The organism is Streptomyces sp. SLBN-31 (assembly GCF_006715395.1).
Taxonomy (GTDB): domain Bacteria; phylum Actinomycetota; class Actinomycetes; order Streptomycetales; family Streptomycetaceae; genus Streptomyces.
Map to the genome: position 1 here is coordinate 824,622 of NZ_VFNC01000001.1, position 22,435 is coordinate 847,056.

General features: G+C 69.6%; 24 protein-coding genes. 22 read left to right on the forward strand and 2 right to left on the reverse strand.

From position 1 onward, the window contains the following. Positions 1 to 347 precede the first annotated feature (347 nt). The 18 genes from FBY22_RS03985 to FBY22_RS04070 all read left to right on the forward strand — a co-directional run bounded on the left by FBY22_RS03985 (position 348) and on the right by FBY22_RS04070 (position 16,632). Positions 348 to 1,328: an LCP family protein gene (locus tag FBY22_RS03985; RefSeq protein WP_399211431.1), complete on the forward strand. Its 981-nt coding sequence runs from the start codon at positions 348 to 350 to the stop codon at positions 1,326 to 1,328. 123 nt (positions 1,329 to 1,451) lie between these two features. Continuing rightward, positions 1,452 to 1,676, forward strand: coding sequence for a 50S ribosomal protein L31 (gene rpmE, locus FBY22_RS03990; RefSeq protein WP_019753312.1), 225 nt, complete (start codon positions 1,452 to 1,454; stop codon positions 1,674 to 1,676). A gap of 106 nt (positions 1,677 to 1,782) precedes the next feature. Next, positions 1,783 to 2,859, forward strand: a complete 1,077-nt coding sequence (gene prfA, locus FBY22_RS03995) for a peptide chain release factor 1 (RefSeq protein WP_142142510.1) — start codon at positions 1,783 to 1,785, stop codon at positions 2,857 to 2,859. A gap of 40 nt (positions 2,860 to 2,899) precedes the next feature. After that, positions 2,900 to 3,745 carry a peptide chain release factor N(5)-glutamine methyltransferase gene (gene prmC / locus FBY22_RS04000; RefSeq protein WP_142142511.1) on the forward strand — a complete coding sequence of 282 codons (846 nt, stop codon included), beginning with the start codon at positions 2,900 to 2,902 and terminating at the stop codon, positions 3,743 to 3,745. A 52-nt stretch (positions 3,746 to 3,797) separates the two neighbouring features. After that, on the forward strand, positions 3,798 to 4,445 hold the full coding sequence (locus FBY22_RS04005) for an L-threonylcarbamoyladenylate synthase (RefSeq protein WP_142142512.1): 648 nt from the start codon (positions 3,798 to 3,800) through the stop codon (positions 4,443 to 4,445). Next, positions 4,442 to 5,122: a protein-tyrosine-phosphatase gene (locus tag FBY22_RS04010; protein ID WP_142142513.1), complete on the forward strand. Its 681-nt coding sequence runs from the start codon at positions 4,442 to 4,444 to the stop codon at positions 5,120 to 5,122. The genes FBY22_RS04005 and FBY22_RS04010 overlap by 4 nt, the downstream gene beginning before the upstream one ends. Before the next feature lie 125 nt (positions 5,123 to 5,247). Next, the gene (gene glyA / locus FBY22_RS04015) at positions 5,248 to 6,489 is read left to right on the forward strand and encodes a serine hydroxymethyltransferase (RefSeq protein WP_142142514.1); all 1,242 of its coding nucleotides are present in this window, start codon (positions 5,248 to 5,250) and stop codon (positions 6,487 to 6,489) included. Between the two features lie 149 nt (positions 6,490 to 6,638). Beyond that, positions 6,639 to 7,973 (forward strand): MraY family glycosyltransferase, encoded by a 1,335-nt coding sequence (locus FBY22_RS04020; protein ID WP_142142515.1) that lies wholly within the window; start codon positions 6,639 to 6,641, stop codon positions 7,971 to 7,973. 302 nt (positions 7,974 to 8,275) lie between these two features. Continuing rightward, complete coding sequence (locus FBY22_RS04025; RefSeq protein ID WP_142142516.1) at positions 8,276 to 8,713, forward strand: hypothetical protein; 438 nt, start codon at positions 8,276 to 8,278, stop codon at positions 8,711 to 8,713. 273 nt (positions 8,714 to 8,986) lie between these two features. Then, entirely contained in the window at positions 8,987 to 9,757 is a 771-nt protein-coding gene (gene atpB / locus FBY22_RS04030) for a F0F1 ATP synthase subunit A (RefSeq protein ID WP_058928167.1), read from the forward strand. A 76-nt stretch (positions 9,758 to 9,833) separates the two neighbouring features. Further along, a complete protein-coding gene (gene atpE, locus FBY22_RS04035; protein ID WP_046591560.1) occupies positions 9,834 to 10,073 on the forward strand; it encodes an ATP synthase F0 subunit C in 240 nt (79 codons plus the stop codon). Positions 10,074 to 10,111: 38 nt separating this feature from the next. Next, the gene (locus FBY22_RS04040; RefSeq protein ID WP_058923150.1) at positions 10,112 to 10,660 is read left to right on the forward strand and encodes a F0F1 ATP synthase subunit B; all 549 of its coding nucleotides are present in this window, start codon (positions 10,112 to 10,114) and stop codon (positions 10,658 to 10,660) included. Further along, positions 10,657 to 11,472, forward strand: coding sequence for a F0F1 ATP synthase subunit delta (locus tag FBY22_RS04045; protein WP_142142517.1), 816 nt, complete (start codon positions 10,657 to 10,659; stop codon positions 11,470 to 11,472). Before FBY22_RS04040 ends, FBY22_RS04045 begins: the two co-directional genes overlap by 4 nt. 120 nt (positions 11,473 to 11,592) lie before the next feature. Next, complete coding sequence (gene atpA / locus FBY22_RS04050) at positions 11,593 to 13,182, forward strand: F0F1 ATP synthase subunit alpha (protein WP_142142518.1); 1,590 nt, start codon at positions 11,593 to 11,595, stop codon at positions 13,180 to 13,182. Positions 13,183 to 13,203: 21 nt separating this feature from the next. After that, complete coding sequence (locus tag FBY22_RS04055; protein ID WP_142142519.1) at positions 13,204 to 14,121, forward strand: F0F1 ATP synthase subunit gamma; 918 nt, start codon at positions 13,204 to 13,206, stop codon at positions 14,119 to 14,121. Further along, a complete protein-coding gene (gene atpD, locus FBY22_RS04060; protein WP_142142520.1) occupies positions 14,121 to 15,557 on the forward strand; it encodes a F0F1 ATP synthase subunit beta in 1,437 nt (478 codons plus the stop codon). Before FBY22_RS04055 ends, atpD begins: the two co-directional genes overlap by 1 nt. 111 nt (positions 15,558 to 15,668) lie before the next feature. Then, entirely contained in the window at positions 15,669 to 16,043 is a 375-nt protein-coding gene (locus FBY22_RS04065) for a F0F1 ATP synthase subunit epsilon (protein ID WP_079659511.1), read from the forward strand. Between the two features lie 142 nt (positions 16,044 to 16,185). Continuing rightward, positions 16,186 to 16,632: a DUF2550 domain-containing protein gene (locus FBY22_RS04070; RefSeq protein WP_142142521.1), complete on the forward strand. Its 447-nt coding sequence runs from the start codon at positions 16,186 to 16,188 to the stop codon at positions 16,630 to 16,632. A gap of 362 nt (positions 16,633 to 16,994) precedes the next feature. Here FBY22_RS04070 and FBY22_RS04075 read toward each other — a convergent pair whose 3' ends face one another. Further along, positions 16,995 to 18,821, reverse strand: a complete 1,827-nt coding sequence (locus FBY22_RS04075) for a glycoside hydrolase family 18 chitinase (RefSeq protein WP_142142522.1) — start codon at positions 18,819 to 18,821, stop codon at positions 16,995 to 16,997. A 189-nt stretch (positions 18,822 to 19,010) separates the two neighbouring features. Between FBY22_RS04075 and FBY22_RS04080 the strand changes: the two genes are divergently transcribed. The 4 genes from FBY22_RS04080 to FBY22_RS04095 are packed head-to-tail and all read left to right on the forward strand — an operon-like array spanning position 19,011 to position 21,827. Next, entirely contained in the window at positions 19,011 to 19,703 is a 693-nt protein-coding gene (locus FBY22_RS04080; protein ID WP_142142523.1) for a response regulator transcription factor, read from the forward strand. Continuing rightward, positions 19,700 to 21,163: a sensor histidine kinase KdpD gene (locus FBY22_RS04085; protein WP_142142524.1), complete on the forward strand. Its 1,464-nt coding sequence runs from the start codon at positions 19,700 to 19,702 to the stop codon at positions 21,161 to 21,163. Before FBY22_RS04080 ends, FBY22_RS04085 begins: the two co-directional genes overlap by 4 nt. Before the next feature lie 56 nt (positions 21,164 to 21,219). Continuing rightward, positions 21,220 to 21,621 (forward strand): hypothetical protein, encoded by a 402-nt coding sequence (locus FBY22_RS04090; protein WP_142142525.1) that lies wholly within the window; start codon positions 21,220 to 21,222, stop codon positions 21,619 to 21,621. Continuing rightward, positions 21,621 to 21,827: a hypothetical protein gene (locus tag FBY22_RS04095; protein WP_142142526.1), complete on the forward strand. Its 207-nt coding sequence runs from the start codon at positions 21,621 to 21,623 to the stop codon at positions 21,825 to 21,827. Before FBY22_RS04090 ends, FBY22_RS04095 begins: the two co-directional genes overlap by 1 nt. Positions 21,828 to 21,853: 26 nt before the next feature. Here FBY22_RS04095 and FBY22_RS04100 read toward each other — a convergent pair whose 3' ends face one another. Then, a complete protein-coding gene (locus FBY22_RS04100; RefSeq protein ID WP_142142527.1) occupies positions 21,854 to 22,426 on the reverse strand; it encodes a cob(I)yrinic acid a,c-diamide adenosyltransferase in 573 nt (190 codons plus the stop codon). Between the last annotated feature and the right edge of the window lie 9 nt (positions 22,427 to 22,435).

Below are 22,435 nucleotides of genomic sequence, written 5' to 3' on the forward strand. Positions count from 1 at the left end.
CCGGGGTGCCCCGGCGTCCATGTTCACTCTCTGTGCCCAATCCTCCTCGGATTGGGCACAGAGCGTTGTGCAACCCTTTCTCGAGTTTCGCCGTCTGACCCGACGGAGCGACCATGGAGCGGTAACCAGCCGCGCCTCTTGAGGCCTGTCCCCGGAAGCAGGGGGTATCCGACCGGACGAGATTCGAGGAGCACATGTCTGCCGAGAGCACGCCGGAGCCCGGCATACCGGGCGGAACCGGCACCGAGGGCCGGCGCGACCGCGCCAAGGGCCGCCGCCGCGCGCCGCGCAGCGAACACCGCAAGGCCTTGATCCTGATGGCCTGGACCGCCGCGGGCATCGTCGTGCTGGGGGGCACCGGCGCCGGTTACCTCTACTTCAAGCTCAACGGCAACATCAAGAGCATCGACATCAACGGCGCCCTCGGCACCGACCGGCCGGCGAAGGCCGGCAACGGCTCCGAGAACATCCTGGTCCTCGGCTCGGACAGCCGCTCCGGCAGCAACAAGAAGCTCGGCGGCGGCGCCGACGACGGCAGCGCCCGTTCGGACACGGCGATGATCGTGCACGTCTACAAGGGCCACAAGCGGGCAAGCGTGGTCTCCATGCCCCGCGACACCCTCATCGACCGGCCCGAGTGCACCGACTCCAAGGGCGACAAGCATGACGCCGCCTCCGGCGTGATGTTCAACAGCGCCTACTCGACCGGCGGCGCGACCTGCGCCGTGAAGACCGTCGAGTCCCTCACCGGCCTGCGCATGGACCACTACCTCGAGGTCGACTTCAGCGGCTTCGAGAAGCTCATCGACGAACTCGGCGGTGTCCCGGTCACCACGACCAAGAACATCGACGACAAGCAGAGCCATCTGGACCTCAAGGCCGGCACGCACAAGCTCGACGGCAAGCAGGCCCTCGGCCTGGTCCGCACCCGGCACGGGGTCGGCGACGGCTCCGACCTCGGCCGCATCCAGCTCCAGCAGGCGTTCATCAAGGCGCTGGTCGACCAGGTCAAGCACGTCGGCATCTTCACCAGCCCGAAGAAGCTCTACGACCTCGCCGACACCGCCACCAGCACCGTGACCACCGACTCCGACCTCGGCTCCGTGAACTCGCTCATGTCCTTCGCGGGTGGCCTCAAGGGCATCGGCTCCGGCGACCTGCACATGGTGACCATGCCGGTCCGCTACGACCCGGCGGATCCCAACCGCGTCATCGTCGAGAAGGCCAAGGCCCGGCAGGTCTGGGACGCCCTCAAGAACGACCGGGCGATCCCCGCGAGCGCCGTCAAGGACACCGCTTCCGGCAACGCCAAGGGTGTCGTGGAATAGATCGCCCCGGCCCCCGGTTTTGGGGGATGGCCCCAGTCCTGGCAGACTGGTACGTCGGCTCCGGTTCACGCCTGTCGCATCCCGCGGCGGCGACCCGGCGCCCTCCCGAAACTAGGAGACACCTTGAAGCGCGACATCCACCCCGAGTACGTCGAGACGCAGGTCAGCTGCACCTGTGGCGCGTCGTTCACCACCCGCAGCACGATCTCCAGCGGCACCATCCGCGCCGAGGTCTGCTCCGAGTGCCACCCGTTCTACACGGGCAAGCAGAAGATCCTCGACACCGGTGGCCGTGTGGCCCGCTTCGAGGCCCGCTTCGGCAAGGCTGCGGCCGGCTCCAAGAAGTAGCGAGCTCCAATCCGCCGGTCCACGGCCGCGTCCTTCCACAGGCGCGCCGGGACCGGCGTTTTTGGTCGCCCGCCTTCCCTTCCGCACCGCAGTACAGGAGCCCAAGATGTTCGAGGCCGTCGAGGAACTCGTCGGTGAGCACGCCGACCTGGAGAAGAAGCTCGCCGACCCGTCGGTCCACTCCGACCAGGCCAACGCGCGCAAGCTCAACAAGCGTTACGCCGAGCTGACTCCCATCGTCGCCACGTACCGCTCCTGGAAGCAGACCGGCGACGACATCGAGACGGCGAAGGAATTCGCCGCCGCCGACCCGGACTTCGCGGCCGAGGTCAAGGAGCTGGAGAAGCAGCGCGAGGAACTCACCGAGAAGCTGCGCCTGCTGCTCGTCCCGCGCGACCCCAGCGACGACAAGGACGTCATCCTCGAGATCAAGGCGGGCGCCGGCGGCGACGAGTCGGCCCTCTTCGCCGGGGACCTGCTGCGCATGTACCTGCGCTACGCCGAGCGCGTCGGCTGGAAGACCGAGATCATCGACGCCACCGAGTCCGAGCTGGGCGGCTACAAGGACGTCCAGGTCGCCGTGAAGACCAAGGGCGGCCAGGGCGCCACCGAACCGGGCCAGGGCGTCTGGGCGCGGCTGAAGTACGAGGGCGGCGTGCACCGCGTGCAGCGCGTGCCGGCGACCGAGTCCCAGGGCCGAATCCACACCTCCGCGGCCGGTGTCCTCGTCACCCCCGAGGCCGAGGAGGTCGACGTCGAGATCAACCCCAACGACCTGCGCATCGACGTCTACCGCTCCTCCGGGCCGGGCGGCCAGTCGGTCAACACCACCGACTCCGCCGTGCGCATCACGCACCTGCCCACCGGAGTCGTCGCCTCCTGCCAGAACGAGAAGAGCCAGCTGCAGAACAAGGAGCAGGCGATGCGTATCCTGCGCTCCAGGCTGCTCGCAGCGGCGCAGGAGGAGGCGGAGAAGGAGGCCGCCGACGCCCGCCGCAGCCAGGTCCGCACCGTCGACCGCTCCGAGAAGATCCGCACGTACAACTTCCCGGAGAACCGCATCTCGGACCACCGCGTCGGCTTCAAGGCCTACAACCTGGACCAGGTCCTGGACGGTGACCTCGACGCGGTGATCCAGGCCTGCGTCGACGCGGACTCGGCGGCGAAGCTGGCGGCCGCGTAAGAGGTACGTACGCACGACCCAGTACGACACGGAGGAATGCGTGAACCTGCTGCTCGCAGAGGTGGCACAGGCCACCCAGCGGCTGGCCGACGCCGGCGTGCCCTCGCCGCGCAACGACGCGGAGGAGCTCGCCGCGTTCGTGCACGGCGTGAAGCGGGGCGAGCTGCACTCCGTGAAGGACTCGGACTTCGACGCCCGCTACTGGGAGGTCATCGCCCGGCGTGAACAGCGCGAGCCGCTGCAGCACATCACCGGGCGCGCCTACTTCCGGTACCTCGAACTCCACGTCGGGCCGGGCGTGTTCGTGCCGCGGCCGGAGACCGAGTCCGTGGTCGGGTGGGCCATAGACGCCGTGCGCGCCATGGACGTCGTGGAGCCGACCATCGTCGACCTGTGCACCGGCTCCGGCGCCATCGCGCTCGCCCTGGCCCAGGAAGTCCCGCGCTCCAAGGTGCACGCCGTGGAGCTGTCGGAGGACGCCCTGGCGTGGACCCGCAAGAACGTCGAGGGTTCCCGGGTCGACCTGCGGCAGGGCAACGCCCTGGACGCCTTCCGCGACCTCGACGGCCAGGTCGACCTGGTGATCTCCAACCCGCCCTACATCCCGCTGACCGAGTGGGAGTACGTCGCCCCCGAGGCCCGGGACTACGACCCCGAACTCGCCCTGTTCTCCGGGGAGGACGGCCTCGACCTCATCCGCGGTCTGGAGCGGACCGCGCACCGGCTGCTGCGCCCGGGCGGCGTCGTCGTCATCGAGCACGCCGACACCCAGGGCGGCCAGGTCCCGTGGATCTTCACCGAGGAGCGCGGCTGGGCCGACGCGGCCGACCACCCCGACCTCAACAACCGCCCCCGGTTCGCCACGGCCCGCAAGGCGCTGCCGTGAGCACCGCCCGAGTCCTTTGCCCGCAGCACGTGTACGAGGAGGCCCGCTAGACATGGCACGGCGATACGACACCAACGACGCGACCGACCGCATCACCGGTCTGCGCGAGGCCGCGTCCGCCGTCCGCCGTGGCGAGCTGGTGGTCCTCCCGACCGACACGGTGTACGGCATCGGCGCGGACGCGTTCTCCTCGGAGGCCGTCGCCGACCTGCTCCAGGCCAAGGGCCGGGGCCGCACCATGCCCACCCCCGTCCTCATCGGCTCCCCGAACACCCTGCACGGCCTGGTCACGGACTTCTCCGAGATGGCCTGGGAGCTGGTCGACGCCTTCTGGCCGGGCGCGCTGACCCTGGTCGCCAAGCACCAGCCGTCCCTGCAGTGGGACCTGGGGGACACCCGGGGCACGGTGGCCGTCCGTATGCCGCTGCACCCCGTCGCCATCGAGCTGCTGACCGAGGTCGGCCCCATGGCGGTCTCCTCCGCCAACATCAGCGGCCACCCGGCGCCGGAGGACTGCGACGCCGCCCAGGAGATGCTCGGCGACTCGGTCTCCGTCTACCTCGACGGCGGCCCCACCCCCGGCAACGTGCCGTCCTCCATCGTCGACGTCAGCGGACCGGTCCCGGTGCTGCTGCGGGAGGGCGCACTCTCGCCGGAGGAGCTGCGCAAGGTCGTACCTGACCTCGAGGTGGCCAATTGACGGCCCCTGACGCGGGGCGTGGCATAGGCAACGGGGAACTCGCGGCGGAAATCACGACGACGTTCGTCGGGCTTCCGCGCGACTGCTTCCGCATCCTCCACGTCAGCACCGGCAACGTCTGCCGCTCGCCCATCACCGAGCGGCTGACCCGGCATTACGTGAAACAGCGGCTCGGCGTCCTGGGCGCCGCGCTGATCGTGGAGAGCGCGGGCACCTGGGGCCACGAGGGCGCGCCCATGGAGGCCAACGCGGAGACCGTGCTGGCCGACTTCGGCGCCGACGCCTCCGGGTTCACCGGCCGGGAGCTGCTGGACGAGCACGTCATCATGGCCGACCTCGTCCTGACGGCCACCCGCGACCACCGCGCCCAGGTCATCTCCATGGGCCACTCGGCGGGCCTGCGCACCTTCACGCTGAAGGAGTTCACCCGTCTGGTCCGCGCGATCGACCCTGCGACCCTGCCCCCGCTGGAGGAGGGCATAGTCGTCCGCGCGCGGGCCCTGGTGCGCGCGGCGGCGGCTCTACGCGGGTGGCTGCTGGCGCCCACCCTGGAGGCGGACGAGGTGTACGACCCGTACGGGGCACCGCTGACCTTCTTCCGGTCCATCGGCGACGAGATACACCAGGCGCTCGATCCGGTGGTGACGGCGCTGACCGGAGTGCCCGCGCGCATGTGACCGGAGGCGACGGACGGGTCGTCAAGGGGCTTACCGGTTCCCCGGAAGAGACCTCATGACCGGGCGCCCCACCAGTCCCGGGCCTACATTGGTCGTACGTCACCGTCGACGTTTCGGAGCCCACCATGCCGGTCACCCATGCCCCCGCGACCGCCGACGTCCTGCGGCTGCAGGACCCCGAGCTGGCCGAGATCCTGCTCGGGGAGCTCGACCGGCAGTCGACGACGCTGCAGCTGATCGCCGCCGAGAACTTCACCTCGCCGGCCGTGCTGGCCGCGCTCGGATCGGTGCTGGCCAACAAGTACGCGGAGGGCTATCCGGGGGCCCGGCACCACGGCGGCTGCGAGATCGTCGACGTCGCCGAGCGGCTGGCCGTCGACCGCGCCAAGGCCCTTTTCGGCGCCGAGCACGCCAACGTCCAGTCGCACTCGGGGTCCTCCGCGGTCCTCGCCGCGTACGCGGCCCTGCTGCGGCCCGGCGACACCGTCCTGGCCCTCGGTCTGCCCCACGGCGGCCACCTCACCCACGGCTCGCCCGCCAACTTCTCCGGCCGCTGGTTCGACTTCGTCGGCTACGGGGTGGACGCGGAGACCGGGCTCATCGACTACGACCAGGTCAGGACCCTGGCCCGCAGCCACCGGCCGAAGGCGATCGTGTGCGGCTCCATCGCCTACCCCCGGCACATCGACTACGCCCTCTTCCGGGAGGTCGCCGACGAGGTGGGCGCCTATCTGATCGCCGACGCCGCCCATCCCATCGGGCTCGTCGCCGGGGGAGCGGCGCCCAGCCCGGTGCCGTACGCCGACATCGTCTGCGCGACCACGCACAAGGTGCTGCGCGGGCCGCGCGGCGGGATGCTGCTGTGCGGGAGCGACCTGGCCGAACGGGTCGACCGGGCGGTTTTCCCGTTCACCCAGGGCGGGGCGCAGATGCACACCATCGCCGCCAAGGCCGTCGCGTTCGGGGAGGCGGCGACACCGGCGTTCGCCGCGTACGCCCATCAGGTGGTCGCCAACGCGAAGGTCCTCGCGGCCCGGCTGGCCGCGGAGGGGCTGGTCGTGACGACGGGCGGCACTGACACGCACCTCATCACCGCCGACCCCGCGCCCCTCGGCGTCGACGGGCGCACCGCGCGCGGGCGGCTCGCGGCGGCCGGGATGGTCCTGGACTGCTGCGCGCTGCCGCACGGGGACGCGCGAGGGCTGAGGCTCGGCACGGCTGCGGTGACGACGCAGGGCATGGGGGAGGAGGAGATGCGTCACATCGCCGCATTGTTCGCACAAGTCCTGCGCGGTGACGTGGAGAATCAGAAGGCGCGTGATCAAGTGCGTGAGCTGGCCGGTAGATTTCAGCCGTATCCCGGCTGAGCGGGGGTAGGCGCACCTGCGTCCACGTGCGTGCGACCGCACGCACAGCCACGCGTGCAACCATCGTCGCTACCCGGAAGTCCCCACTGATATGCGTCCGTCGCTAGGGTGTGGGGCTGAGATGGCCAGCGAGACCTGTGGGGAAGCCCGTGCGTGAATACCTGCTGACGCTCTGCATCACGGCCGCGGTGACGTACCTGCTGACAGGGCCGGTACGGAAGTTCGCGATCGTGGCCGGAGCCATGCCGGAGATCAGGGCCCGTGACGTGCACCGGGAACCCACTCCGCGCCTCGGCGGTATCGCGATGTTCTTCGGGCTGTGCGCCGGCCTGCTGGTCGCGGACCATCTGACCAACCTCAACGAGGTCTTCACCAAGTCCAACGAGCCGCGGGCGCTGCTGTCCGGGGCCGCGCTGATCTGGCTGATCGGCGTGCTGGACGACAAGTTCGAGATCGACGCCCTGATCAAGCTGGGCGGCCAGATGATCGCCGCCGGCGTGATGGTGATGCAGGGTCTGACGATCCTGTGGCTGCCCATCCCCAAGGTCGGCACGGTGGCGCTGACCCAGTGGCAGGGCACCCTGCTGACGGTGGCGCTCGTCGTGATCACCATCAACGCGGTGAACTTCGTGGACGGCCTCGACGGCCTGGCCTCCGGCATGGTGTGCATCGCGGCAGCGGCGTTCTTCATGTACTCGTACCGCATCTGGTACTCGTACGGCATCGAGGCGGCCGCCCCGGCGACGCTGTTCGCGGCCGTCCTGATGGGCATGTGCTTGGGCTTCCTGCCGCACAACATGCACCCGGCGCGGATCTTCATGGGCGACTCGGGCTCGATGCTGATCGGGCTGGTGCTGGCCGCGGGCGCGATCTCCATCACCGGGCAGGTCGACCCGGACAGCCTGTTCGGCGGCTCCGAGCGGCAGGCCGTGCACCAGATGGTGCCGGTCTACATCCCGCTGCTGCTGCCCCTGACGATCATCGCGATCCCGGCCGCGGACCTGGTTCTGGCGATCGTGCGCCGCACCTGGCGCGGCCAGTCGCCGTTCGCCGCGGACCGCGGGCACCTGCACCACCGCCTGCTGGAGATCGGCCACTCGCACAGCCGGGCCGTACTGATCATGTACTTCTGGTCGGCGCTGATCGCGTTCGGCGCGCTCGCCTACTCGGTCAACTCCGCGTCGATGTGGATCGTGCTCGGCATCGTGATGCTCAGCGCGATCGGCCTCGTGCTGCTCCTGCTGCCGCGCTTCACACCGCGTGCCCCGCGCTGGGCCGAGGCCTTCGTGCCGCCGCGCTACCGTCGCCGTCACGCCGCCTCAGCTGCCTTGGCACAGGCGGAAGTTGAGGCCTCGGAGGAGGAGCCGTGCGACGCGGAGGAGCGCACCCCTGCCGTGGCGGGTGTGGCGGGAGCCAACGGAGCGACCGCTCTCGGCGCCCGTACGCGCTTCCTGGACAGGCGAAAGGCCGGAACGTCCCGCTGACGTTCACAAGGTAAGAATCTGACTAGAGCATTGCCAAGTCGTGGGGTTGCAAAGCGACCCAATACCAGACAACTCGGCCCTGTTTTTGCACAGACGGGCGCTGTCACTCTCATGTGTGACAGCGAGCACACCTTCTAGGTAAAGACCGCATCAAATAGTTTGTGATACGGTTCACGAGAACCCCCGGACAGAGCCGAAGGACCGCAGTGCGACGGTCCATTGGCCGTGAGTTCCTCCCTCGCCCCGGGACTACGCTCGTCCATGACGACACCCTGCCCCCCTTTGAAAGCGGAGTTGCCGCCATGCCGTCCAACGACGTCCGGAACCTACTGCCGATCGCTGTGCCCACAGCGGCTGCCGGCGTGGTCGCCGTCGCCGTCAGTGCTGCGGTCGCCGGCGGCAAGGGTGCGATCGGGGCGGCTGTCGGTGTCGTGCTGTCGATGCTCTTCATGGGCCTCGGCCTCTACGTCCTGCAGTGGACGGCAAAAACGCTCCCGCAGCTGTTCCAGGCCATGGGGCTGATGCTCTATGTCGCCCAACTCCTGCTGCTCATGATCTTCGTGGCCGTCTTCAAGGGCACCTCTCTCTTCAACGGCAAGGCGTTCGCGCTCTCCCTGGTGATCGCGACCGTCGTGTGGATGGCCACGCAGGCCCGTGCACACATGAAGTCCAAGATCTTCTACGTCGATCCGGACTCCGAGAAGAGCGGCAGGCCCGAGAAGACAGGGTCGTCGTCGTGAGAGGTAGGGGCGGGATAAGCGCTTGCGAGATCTCCTGCTATCGTCCGGTGCCAACTGCGGCATCGCGGGCGCGGGCATCTGAGCTGACGCCTGTTCGATCGCGAGGCTCGAAGCCCCCCAGCCGCCCTCACATCCGTAACACCAGTCCGGTGCCGACCCGCGGCCGCGCGCCGCGCCGACACAACGAGGTTGCCGAACCCATGCGTCACGCCGAAGGAGCCCGCGGTGAGTGCTGACCCGACCCAGCTCGCCTTTGAGTGGGATTGCCGCATCCTGTCCGACAACGGCTGTGGCTTCCCGGCTCCGGGCCTGCACTCGTTCCTGTTCAAGCCGATCGTCACCGTCGGCGGGTTCGAGTTCAACAAGGTGATGCTGCTCGCCCTCATCACCACCCTGATCGTCACCGTCTTCTTCTCGGCCGCCTTCGGCAAGGCCAAGGTCGTCCCGGGCAAGCTGCAGATGGTCGGCGAGGCGGGCTACGACTTCGTCCGCCGGGGCATCGTCTACGAGACGCTGGGCAAGCGCGAGGGCGAGAAGTACGTCCCGCTCATGGTCTCGCTGTTCTTCTTCATCTGGATCATGAACGTCTGGTCAGTGATCCCGCTGGCCCAGTTCCCGGTGTCGTCGATCATCGCCTTCCCGGCGGTGCTCGCCGCGATCGTCTACATCACCTGGCTGTCGCTGACGTTCAAGAAGCACGGCTTCGTCGGCGGCTTCAAGAACCTCACCGGTTACGACAAGTCGCTCGGCGCGGTACTCCCGCTCGTCGTGATCATCGAGTTCTTCTCGAACGTCCTCGTCCGCCCGTTCACGCACGCGGTTCGACTCTTCGCCAACATGTTCGCCGGCCACCTGCTGCTCGCGATGTTCACCGTTGCCAGCTGGTATCTGCTGAACAGCTACATGATCCCGGCGGCCGGCGTCTCGTTCGTCATGACCGTGATCATGATCCTCTTCGAGCTCTTCGTGCAGGCCGTTCAGGCGTACGTCTTCGTCCTCCTGGCCTGCTCCTACGTTCAGGGCGCTCTCGCCGAGCACCACTGAGCACCGTCCGCCCCACCCCCACCAGTCGTCCGGTGGCCAACCCCCACCGGTCCGTAAAAGAGAAGGAAGAAACGGCATGTCCGCTGCCATCGACCTCGCCGCCGGCGTCTCGGGTTCCCTCGGTTCCATCGGTTACGGCCTCGCGGCCATCGGCCCCGGCATCGGTATCGGCATCATCTTCGGTAACGGCACCCAGGCCCTGGCCCGTCAGCCCGAGGCGGCCGGTCTGATCCGCGCCAACCAGATCCTGGGCTTCGCGTTCTGTGAGGCGCTCGCCCTCATCGGCATCGTTATGCCGTTCGTGTTCGGTCAGTAAGACCTACTTACCGACACGTATCGACGAAAGGCACTGATGTGATCGCCAACCTGGTTCAGCTGGCGGCCGAGGAGAAGCAGAACCCCCTCGTCCCGCCCGGCCCCGAACTGCTCGTCGGCACCATCGCCTTCGCCATCGTGTTCTTCTTCTTCTGGAAGAAGCTGCTCCCGAACATCAACAAGGTTCTGGAGGAGCGCCGCGAGGCGATCGAGGGTGGCATCGAGAAGGCCGAGGCCGCTCAGGTCGAGGCCCAGAGCGTTCTCGAGCAGTACAAGGCCCAGCTCGCCGAGGCCCGGCACGAGGCCGCGCGTCTGCGCCAGGAGGCGCAGGAGCAGGGTGCCGCGCTCATCGCCGAGATGCGCGCCGAGGGCCAGCGGCAGCGCGAGGAGATCGTCGCCGCGGGTCACGCGCAGATCGAGGCCGACCGCAAGGCCGCCGCGTCCGCGCTGCGGCAGGACGTCGGTCACCTCGCGACCGAGCTGGCCGGCAAGCTCGTCGGTGAGTCCCTCGAGGACCACGCCCGGCAGAGCCGTGTCATCGACCGCTTCCTCGACGAGCTCGAGGAGAAGGCCGAGGCCACCCGATGAACGGAGCGAGCCGCGAGGCACTGGCCGCCGCCCGCGAGCGTCTCGACGCGCTGACGGACTCCACGTCCGCCGACGCGGCGAAGCTCGCCGACGAGCTGGCCGCCGTCACCGCGCTGCTCGACCGCGAGGTCAGCTTGCGTCGGGTCCTGACCGACCCGGCGCAGGCCGGTGAGGCCAAGGCCCAGCTCGCCCAGCGTCTGTTCGCCGGCCAGGTCGGCGGCCAGGCCGTGGACCTGGTGTCCGGCATGGTGCGTTCCCGCTGGTCGCAGTCGCGCGACCTGGTGGACGCGCTGGAGGAACTGGCGAACACCGCCGACCTCACCGCCGCGCAGAAGAGGGGCGCCCTCGACGACGTCGAGGACGAGCTGTTCCGGTTCGGCCGGATCGTCTCCTCCAACACCGAGCTGCGCGCCGCGCTGACCGACCGCGCCGCCACCACCTCGGCCAAGGTCGAGCTGCTGCACCGGCTGCTGGGCGGCCGCGCCGCCGCGGCGACCGAGCGTCTGGTGACGCGCCTTGTGACCGCGCCGCGGGGACGTAGCCTGGAGTCGGGACTGGAGTCCCTGTCCAAGCTCGCCGCCGAGCGTCGGGAGCGCCTGGTCGCCGTCGTCACCTCGGCGGTGCCGCTGAGCGACACGCAGAAGCAGCGCCTCGGCGCCGCCCTCGCCAAGCTCTACGGCCGCCAGATGCACCTCAACATCGACGTGGACCCCGAGGTCCTCGGCGGGATCCGGGTGCAGGTCGGCGACGAGGTCATCAACGGCTCGATCGCGGACCGCATCGAGGACGCCGGCCGCCGCCTGGCGAGCTAGCAGCAACTCAATACGACGTAGTAAGACGGCCCGCGTTGGGCCGTGCAGAGGATTCCTGGGGGTCGCCCCCAGACCCCCAAGTTGAAACTTCGGGCCCAACAAGGAGAGCAGGGAACCCAGATGGCGGAGCTCACGATCCGGCCGGAGGAGATCCGGGACGCGCTGGAGAACTTCGTCCAGTCGTACAAGCCGGACGCGGCCTCGCGCGAGGAGGTCGGTACGGTCACCGTCGCCGGCGACGGCATCGCCAAGATCGAGGGCCTGCCCTCGGCCATGGCGAACGAGCTGCTGAAGTTCGAGGACGGCTCCCTCGGTCTCGCGCTGAACCTGGAAGAGCGCGAGATCGGTGCGGTCGTCCTCGGCGAGTTCAGCGGCATCGAGGAGGGGCAGCCGGTGCGTCGCACCGGTGAGGTGCTCTCCGTGGCCGTCGGCGAGGGCTACCTCGGCCGCGTCGTCGACCCGCTCGGCAACCCGATCGACGGCCTCGGCGAGATCGAGACGTCCGGCCGCCGTGCGCTGGAGCTGCAGGCCCCCACGGTCATGCAGCGCAAGTCGGTGCACGAGCCGATGGAGACCGGCTACAAGGCCGTCGACGCGATGACCCCGATCGGCCGCGGTCAGCGTCAGCTGATCATCGGCGACCGCCAGACCGGCAAGACCGCCCTGGCCGTCGACACGATCATCAACCAGCGCGACAACTGGCGCACCGGCGACCCGAACAAGCAGGTCCGCTGCATCTACGTCGCCATCGGTCAGAAGGGCTCCACCATCGCGTCGGTCCGCCGCGCGCTGGAGGAGAACGGCGCGCTGGAGTACACGACCATCGTCGCCGCCCCGGCGTCCGACCCGGCCGGCTTCAAGTACCTGGCGCCGTACACCGGTTCGGCCATCGGCCAGCAGTGGATGTACGAGGGCAAGCACGTCCTCATCATCTTCGACGACCTGTCGAAGCAGGCCGACGCCTACCGCGCCGTGTCCCTGCTGCTGCGCCGCCCGCCGGGCCGCGAGGCCTACCCCGGTGACGTCTTCTACCTGCACTCCCGTCTGCTGGAGCGCTGCGCGAAGCTCTCCGACGACATGGGCAAGGGCTCGATGACCGGTCTGCCGATCGTCGAGACCAAGGCCAACGACGTCTCGGCGTTCATCCCGACCAACGTCATCTCCATCACCGACGGCCAGTGCTTCCTGGAGTCGGACCTCTTCAACGCCGGTCAGCGCCCCGCGCTGAACGTCGGTATCTCCGTCTCCCGAGTCGGTGGTTCCGCGCAGCACAAGGCGATGAAGCAGGTCTCCGGCCGTCTGCGCGTCGACCTGGCCCAGTTCCGTGAGCTGGAGGCGTTCGCCGCCTTCGGTTCCGACCTGGACGCCGCGTCGAAGGCGCAGCTGGAGCGCGGTCAGCGCATGGTCGAGCTCCTGAAGCAGGCCCAGTACCAGCCGATGTCGACCGAGGACCAGGTCGTCTCGGTGTGGGCCGGCACCACCGGCAAGATGGACGACGTTCCGGTCAACGACATCCGCCGCTTCGAGCGCGAGCTCCTGGAGTACCTGCACCGCAAGGAGCAGGGCCTCATGACCTCCATCAAGGAGGGCGGCAAGATGTCGGACGACACCCTCACCGCTGTCGCCGACGCGATCGCCGAGTTCAAGAAGCAGTTCGAGACCTCGGACGGCAAGCTTCTCGGCGAGGACGCTCCGGCCGCCGCCAAGTGACGTAAGGAAGGGACCTGACTCATGGGAGCCCAGCTCCGGGTCTACAAGCGTCGCATCCGATCCGTCACCGCGACCAAGAAGATCACCAAGGCGATGGAGATGATCGCCGCCTCGCGCGTCGTCAAGGCGCAGCGCAAGGTGGCGGCCTCCACGCCGTACGCGCGGGAACTGACGCGCGCGGTCACGGCGGTCGGTACCGGCTCGAACACCAAGCACCCGCTGACCACGCAGGCCGAGACGGTCACGCGGTCCGCGGTGCTGCTCCTGACGAGCGACCGAGGGCTCGCCGGCGCCTTCAACTCCAACGCCATCAAGAAGGCGGAGCAGCTCACCGAGCGGCTGGAGCGCGAGGGCCAGGAGGTCGTGACCTACATCGTCGGCCGCCGTGGTATCGCCCACTACAACTTCCGTGAGCGCAAGATCGCGGAATCGTGGACGGGCTTCACCGACGAGCCGACGTACGCGGACGCCAAGAAGGTCGCGGCGCCGCTGATCGAGGCCATCGAGAAGGAGACGGCCGAGGGCGGGGTGGACGAGCTCCACATCGTCTTCACCGAGTTCGTCTCGATGATGACGCAGACGGCGCTCGACGACCGTCTGTTGCCGCTCAGCCTCGAAGAGGTCGCCAAGGAGGCCACGCCCAAGGGCGAGATCCTCCCGCTGTACGACTTCGAGCCCTCGGCGGAGGACGTCCTCGACGCCCTGCTGCCGCGCTATGTGGAGAGCCGTATCTACAACGCGCTCCTCCAGTCGGCCGCTTCCAAGCACGCCGCCACGCGGCGCGCGATGAAGTCGGCGACCGACAACGCGGGCGAGCTCATCGAGACGCTCTCCCGGCTTGCCAACGCGGCCCGCCAGGCCGAAATCACCCAGGAAATCAGCGAGATCGTCGGTGGCGCCAGCGCCCTGGCCGACGCGACCGCGGGGAGTGACCGCTAATGACCACCACTGTTGAGACCGCGACGGCCACGGGCCGCGTCGCCCGGGTCATCGGCCCGGTCGTCGACGTGGAGTTCCCCGTCGACGCGATGCCGGAGATCTACAACGCCCTTCACGTCGAGGTGGCCGACCCGGCCAACGCCGGCGAGAAGAAGATCCTGACCCTGGAGGTCGCCCAGCACCTGGGTGACGGCCTGGTCCGCACCATCTCCATGCAGCCGACCGACGGTCTGGTCCGCCAGGCCGCGGTGACCAACACGGGCACGGGTATCACCGTCCCCGTCGGGGACTTCACCAAGGGCAAGGTGTTCAACACCCTCGGTGAGGTGCTGAACGTCGACGAGTCCTACGACGGCGAGCGCTGGTCCATCCACCGCAAGGCGCCGAACTTCGACGAGCTCGAGTCGAAGACCGAGATGTTCGAGACCGGCGTCAAGGTCATCGACCTGCTGACCCCGTACGTCAAGGGCGGCAAGATCGGTCTGTTCGGCGGTGCCGGCGTCGGCAAGACGGTGCTCATCCAGGAGATGATCTACCGCGTCGCCAACAACCACGACGGTGTCTCCGTGTTCGCCGGTGTCGGTGAGCGCACCCGTGAGGGCAACGACCTCATCGAGGAGATGTCGGACTCGGGCGTCATCGACAAGACCGCGCTGGTCTTCGGTCAGATGGACGAGCCCCCGGGCACCCGTCTGCGCGTCGCGCTGGCCGGCCTCACCATGGCCGAGTACTTCCGTGACGTCCAGAAGCAGGACGTGCTGTTCTTCATCGACAACATCTTCCGCTTCACGCAGGCCGGTTCCGAGGTCTCCACGCTGCTCGGCCGTATGCCCTCCGCGGTGGGTTACCAGCCGAACCTGGCCGACGAGATGGGTCTCCTCCAGGAGCGCATCACCTCGACCCGTGGTCACTCGATCACCTCGATGCAGGCGATCTACGTCCCCGCGGACGACCTGACCGACCCGGCCCCGGCCACCACCTTCGCCCACCTCGACGCGACGACGGTTCTGTCCCGTCCGATCTCGGAGAAGGGCATCTACCCGGCCGTGGACCCGCTGGACTCCACGTCCCGGATCCTGGACCCGCGCTACATCGCGCAGGACCACTACGACGCCGCCATGCGCGTCAAGACGATCCTGCAGAAGTACAAGGACCTCCAGGACATCATCGCGATCCTCGGTATCGACGAGCTCGGCGAGGAGGACAAGCTCGTCGTCCACCGTGCCCGTCGCGTGGAGCGCTTCCTGTCCCAGAACACCCACGTCGCCAAGCAGTTCACCGGCGTCGACGGGTCGGACGTCCCGCTGGACGAGTCGATCGCGGCCTTCAACGCGATCTGCGACGGCGAGTACGACCACTTCCCGGAGCAGGCGTTCTTCATGTGCGGTGGCATCGAGGACCTCAAGGCCAACGCCAAGGAGCTCGGCGTCTCCTGAACTCCCTGAGTTCGACTGAGGGGGCGGGTGCGTCCCGCCCCCTCTTTCACGCCTACTAGACTTGTAACCAACACCCGGCAGACCCGCCGGGTGGTGACCCGAGGAGCCACCTTGGCTGCTGAGCTGCACGTCGCGCTGGTCGCGGCCGACCGAGAGGTCTGGTCCGGCGAGGCCACCCTGGTCGTCGCGCGCACCACGTCCGGCGACATCGGCGTCATGCCCGGTCACCAGCCGCTGCTCGGTGTGCTGGAGTCGGGCCCGGTGACCATCCGTACGAGTGATGGTGGGACGGTCGTCGCCGCGGTGCACGGCGGTTTCATCTCGTTCGCGGACAACAAGCTGTCGCTGCTGGCCGAGATCGCCGAGCTGTCGGACGAGATCGACGTCCAGCGCGTGGAGCGCGAGCTGGAGCGGGCGAAGGCGGAGGGCGACGCCGCCGCCGAGCGCCGCGCAGATGTACGACTGCGTGCGGCGGCCACGCGCTGAGGCCGCACGGAGCTGCATGACGTCACTCAGCCGCGGTCGGCACCGGAGCAATCCGGCGCCGACCGCGGCTGAGGCAGATATGGATGTTTTTTCCGTTCCGTTACCTGAATTCGGTACCTAGGAGACGAGGAGGTCGGTGTCGATGGTCCTCGCTCTGACTGTGTGCGGAATCGTCGTGGCACTCGTGGTGCTGGGGCTGTTCGTCTTCGGTCTCCGCCGCAGACTCATCCAGCGCTCCGGGGGCACCTTCGACTGTTCGCTGCGCTGGGACGTCCCCGAGAAACCCGACACCAGCGGAAAAGGGTGGAGCTACGGCGTCGCCCGCTACAACGGCGACCGCATCGAGTGGTACCGCGTCTTCTCCTACGCCTACCGGCCGCGCCGCGTCCTGGAGCGCGCCGCGATCGAGGTGGCCGGCCGCCGCCTCCCCGAGGGAGAGGAGGAGCTGGCCCTCCTCTCCGACGCCGTCGTCCTGACCTGTCTGCACCGCGGCACCCGCCTCGAACTCGCCATGAGCGACGACGCGTTGACCGGTTTCCTTGCGTGGCTGGAGGCGGCGCCTCCAGGTCAGCGCGTGAACGTGGCCTGACACACCGGGTTCGGTACGTCGGCCTGCGAGGCGACGACGGTACGTGGCTCGGGGCCGAACGTCACCGTTATGTTCACCGGCGACGCGGCCAGCAGAGCTGCTGCCGCTGCTCCGGCGAAGCCTCCGTAGGACACCGCCCTGGAGGCGGCCGTCCGTGCGTTCTTATGCGGCCTGTGGGGCCTGCGTTTGATTCTTCCCCCCTGAATGAGCAATTCCGCTTACTGCCTGAGATACAGGATGTTCCCGGCCAGAGGGGTGCCGCACCTGCCGACCTTCCCGTCCTGGGGGCCGGATGACCCCACGCCGCGCACGCCTGGGGCGCGCGGCATGTGCCGCGCGCCCCAGGTGGTGGATTCAGGCCGTCAGCTCATTCCGCTGCTGATGGCGCTCACCAGCTCTCCGTTGCTCGTGTCGCCGCTGAACTCCCAGAAGAACGCGCCGCCCAGACCCTGGGACTTGGCCCAGCTCATCTTTCCGGCGATGGTCGACGGGGTGTCGTAGGACCACCAGTTGCTGCCGCAGTGCGCGTACGCCGTTCCCGCGACCGTGCCGGTCGCCGGGCAGGACGTCTTGAGGACCTTGTAGTCCTCGATGCCCTGCTCGTAGGTGCCGGCCGCCGGGCCCGTGGCCGTGCCGCCCGGGGCGTCCTGCGTCACGCCCGTCCAGCCGCGGCCGTAGAAGCCGATGCCGATGAGCAGCTTCTTCGCGGGGACGCCGATCGCCTTGAACTTGGCCATCGCGTCGGCCGTGGTGAAGCCGGCCTTCGGGATGCCGGAGTACGAGGTGAGCGGGGAGTGCGGGGCGGTGGGGCCCTTCGCGTCCCAGGCGCCGAAGAAGTCGTACGTCATCACGTTGTACCAGTCGACGTACTGGGCGGCGCCCGCGTAGTCGGCGGCCTCGATCTTGCCGCCGGCCGAACCGTCGGCCGTGGTGGCCGCCGTGACCAGGTTGTTGGAGCCGAACTTGGCGCGCAGCGCCGACATCACGTTCTTGAAGGCCGCGGCCCCGCTGGTGTCGCAGGACAGACCGCAGGCGTTCGGGTACTCCCAGTCGATGTCGATGCCGTCGAACACGTCGGCCCAGCGCGGGTCCTCGACCAGGTTGTAGCAGGAGTTCGCGAAGGCGGTCGGGTTGGCCGCCGCCTGGGCGAAGCCGCCGGACCAGGTCCAGCCGCCGAAGGACCACAGCACCTTGATGTTCGGGTACTTGGCCTTCAGCTCGCGGAGCTGGTTGAAGTTGCCGCGCAGCGGCTGGTCCCAGGTGTCCGCGACGCCGCTGACCGACTGGTCGGCGGTGAAGGCCTTGTCGTAGTCGGCGTAGGAGTCGCCGATCGCGCACTGGCCGTTGGTGACGTTGCCGAAGGCGTAGTTGATGTGCGTGATCTTCGCCGCCGAGCCGGACGTCACGAGGTTCTTGACGTTGTAGTTGCGGCCGTAGATGCCCCACTCGGTGAAGTAGCCGAGCTTGACCTTGTCGCCGGTGGTCGGCGGCGGGTCGGTGGTGCCGCCGGTGGTGTGCACCGCGACCGAGCCGCTCACCGGACCGGTCTGGTCGGCGGTGTCACGGGCGCGCACGGTGTAGGAGTAGTCGGTGCCCGCGCTGAGGCCGGTGTCGGTGTACGAGGTCGTCGTCACCGTGGAGACGACCTTGCCGTCGCGCAGGACGTCGTAGTTCTTGACGCCCTTGTCGTCGGTGGCCGCGCTCCAGGACAGCTTCACCGAGGTGTCGGTGACGGAGGAGGCGGTGGGGGTGCCCGGCGCGGACGGCGCCGCGTCGCCGGGGACCGTGGTGCCGTCACAACTGTCGCCGTTCAGCTTGCAGTTGGACGGGGAGCCGGAGCCTGCGCCGTTGAAGCCGAAGGAGACCGAGGCACCGGGGGCCAGGGTGCCGTTGTAGGACTTGTTCTTGGCGGTCCAGTGGGTGCCGGAGCTCGTGACGTCCGCGTCCCACGCGGAGGTGACGGACGTGCCGGAGGGGAAGTCCCACTCGACGGTCCAGGAACTGATGCTGCTGGAGCCGGTGTTCTTGATGGTCCACTGACCGCCGAAGCCGGTTCCCCAGTCCTGGGTCTTGGTGTACGTGGCGGTGGCGTTCGTCGCGGCCTGGGCGGGGCTCGCGAGGCCGACCAGTCCGGCCAGGGGGAGCAACAGGGTCGCGAACCCTGCCGCGGCTCTGTGTCTGAAGCGCATGCTGCGCCTCCCTCTTCGTCAAGGGGGTGGGGGCGCGACTGAGCCTTCACGCCCACGGTGTCGCGAGAATAGAAAGGTCTGGACCATCGGTCAATAGGTCTGGACCACTTGACTTCCAGCTCCTCCCGGATCCTGCGCGGCCCGGTCAAGGACCGTACCCTGACCGGGCGATGAACGAGGGAGGGGCGCATGGGTGAGACGGACCGCCCCGGGGCCGTCCTGGTGGTGGACGACGACGCGGCCATCCGCCGGTCGCTGGAGCGCGGCCTGCGGCTGAGCGGCTTCGCGGTGCGCACGGCCGAGAGCGGGCAGCAGGCGCTGGCCGCCGTCCGGGACACGCCCCCGGACGTGCTCGTCCTGGACGTGTCGATGCCCGGCATGAGCGGCATCGAGGTCTGCGAGCGGCTCCGCGGCGACGGCCGGGACCTGCCCGTCCTCATGCTCTCCGCGCTGGACGAGACCGCCGACCGCATCGCCGGCCTCCAGGCGGGCGGCGACGACTACCTGGTCAAGCCGTTCGCCCTGCAGGAACTGGTGCTGCGGCTCCGGGCCCTCCTGCGCCGCCGCCCGCCCGCCGGCGAGGTGCTGCGGGTGGCGGGCCTGGTCATCGACCCGGCCGCCCGCACCGCCGAGCGGGACGGCCGGCCGCTGGAGCTGACCCGGCGGGAGTTCGAGCTGCTGGAGGTGCTCGCCCGCAACGCGGGGATCGTGCTCACCCGCGACCAGCTGCTCGACCGGGTGTGGGGCTACGACTTCGACGTGCGCACCGACGCCGTCGACACCTTCGTCAGCTATCTGCGGCGCAAGCTGGAGGCGGACGGCCGCCCCCGGCTCGTGCACACCGTGCGCGGGGTGGGCTTCGTCCTGAGGCGGGAGCCGTGAGGCTCTCCACCCGGATCGGGCTTGCCGTCGGCGTCACCGTGCCGCTGCTCGTCCTGGCCTCCGGCTGGCTGCTGCTCCGGCTCGTCGAACACGACCTGCACAGCGCCGAGGACGACCACCTGCGCACCCGGGCCACCGCCCTCACCACCGACGCCCGCGCCCTGCTGCGGGCCACGGCCAACGACCGTCCCAAGGCCGCCGACACCCGGGAACGCCGTCTCTTCAGCGCGGCCCTGGACGTCGGCGTCCGGGTCGTCGGCCCCGACGCCACCTTCAGCGGCGGCCCCCAGCCGGACGCCTCGGTGCCGTTGCCCGAGCGGACCAGGGGGCCGGTCACCGTCCGCGAGGGCGGCACCAGCTGGCGTGCCCTGTCGAGGACGATCACCACCGCGCGCGGCTCCGGCACCCTCTGGGTCTTCTCGCCCGACGCCGCCGGCCAGGCCCAACTCCGGCTGGTCGGACGCCGGGTGGCGGTGACGACGCTGACCGCGGTGCCGTTGTCCGGCCTGCTCGCCTGGGCCGTGGCCACCGGCGCCACCGGCCCGCTGCGCCGGCTCGGACGCCGGACCGCGGGACTGGACCCGCGCACCAGCGGCACCCGGCTGCCCGACGAGCCGAGCGGGGTCACCGAGGTCGACGAACTGGCGGCCACCCTGCGCACCGTCCTCGCCCGCTACGACGAACAGGCCGCCCGCACCGCCGAGGCCCTCGACACCGCCCGCTCCTTCTCCTCCGCCGCCGCCCACGAACTGCGCACCCCGCTGATGAGCATGGGCACCAACCTCGACATCCTCGCCGCGCACCCCGATCTCCCCGGGGCGGACCGCACGGAGGTCCTGGCCGACCTGCGCACCGAACACGCCCGGCTGCTGAACCTGCTGGTGATGCTGCGCGAACTGGGCCGCGGTGACCTGGTGGAGGCGGAGGCCCTGGGAAGCGTGGACGTGTCGGAGGCGGCGGACGCGGCGGTCGCCGAGGCCCGGCGGCGGGCTCCGGGCGCCCGGATCATGCTGCGGGCCGAGCCCGGCGCGACGGTGCCCGGCTGGGAGCCCGGTCTGCGGCTGCTCCTGGACAACCTGCTGGCCAACGCCCTGACGCACGGTACGGACACCGACGGCCGCGCCACGGTGACGGTGGGGGTGCACCGCGCGGGCGAGCAGGTCGTCGTCACGGTCGACGACGCCGGACCCGGGGTGCCCGCCGATGCCCGCGCCCGGATCTTCGAGCGCTTCGAACGCGGGCCCGCGAGCTCCGGCTCCGGACTCGGTCTGACCCTGGTGGCCCAGCAGGCGGCCCTGCACCGGGGGAGTGTCACCGTCGGGGACGGCCCGTCGGGGACCGGCGCCCGCTTCGAGGTGCGGCTGCCGTCGACCGGCGGGCCGCTCCCCGCGCACCGCGACTGGCTGATCGGCACAGCCGGGACGAAACGGTCACAGAGTTTCCCCAAAGACGGTTCCTAGCCTCCCCTCGCGAGCGGACGGACGAAGGGGGCCGTCCGCGGGAAACGGAGGCAGAGATGCACGTACGACGACACCGGCGCACCCTCCTCGTGGGGGCGGCCGTGGCGGCGGTCCTGGCGGGCACCGCCGGGGCGGCCGTGGCCGAGAGCACGCCGTCGCCGGCGGCGACACCGACCGGCGACGGCGCGCGGGCCCTGTGCAAGCGGGCACCGAAGATCGACCACCGCATCGACCGGGCCCTCGCCCGCCTGAACGCGGGCGCCGACAAGCGCGGTTCCCTCGCCCGCCTGCAGCAGCGCGTGGACAACGCCAAGGCCGCCGGGCACTCCGAGATCGCCACCTATCTCCGGGACCGGCTGACCTTCCGCAAGTCCCTGGTGACGACCCTGGGGCAGCGGCAGAAGGATTTGGCCGACGTACGGACCTGGTGCGAGGACAACCACGAGGGCGCGAGCTGATGCGAGCGGGACTCGCGGCCGCCGCGGTCGTCCTGCTCGCCGCGCTGACCACGGCCTGCGGACCCGACGGCGGCTCGGCCGGAACCCCGGACAAGGCCGCCGCCACACCGTCCGGCTACTCGGAGATGCAGAAGAAGGTGGCCGCCGCCGAGTCCGCGCTCGCCCGGGCGGACGAGGACGCGGCCCGGGACGGCACGGACCGCTGAGAGGAGCGGGCGCGGGGCGGGGGGTCTCAGCGCTCCCCGCCCGGCACCCACAGCACGTCACCGACGTCCTTGTTGGCCGTCCGGGCCAGGATGAACAGCAGGTCCGAGAGGCGGTTGAGGTAGGTCGCGGTGAGCGGGTTCATCGCCTCGCCGTGCACCTCCAGCGCCGCCCACGTCGAGCGCTCGGCCCGCCGTACGACCGTGCAGGCCTGGTGCAGCAGGGCCGCGCCCGGGGTGCCGCCCGGCAGGATGAAGGAGCGCAGCTTCTCCAGCCGCTCGTTGAAGCGGTCGCAGTCCGCCTCCAGCTTGTCGATGTAGAACTGCTCGACCCTCAGGGGCGGGTACTCCGGGTTCTCCACGACCGGCGTCGACAGGTCCGCGCCCACGTCGAACAGGTCGTTCTGGACGCGGGTGAGGACCTGGACGACCTCCGCGTCGAGACCGCCCAGCGCGATCGCCGTCCCGATCACCGCGTTCGCCTCGTTGGCGTCGGCGTACGCGGAGATCCTGAGGTCGGTCTTGGCGACTCGGCTCATGTCGCCGAGGGCGGTCGTGCCCCGGTCGCCGGTCCTGGTGTAGATGCGCGTCAGATTGACCATGTGGCCAGC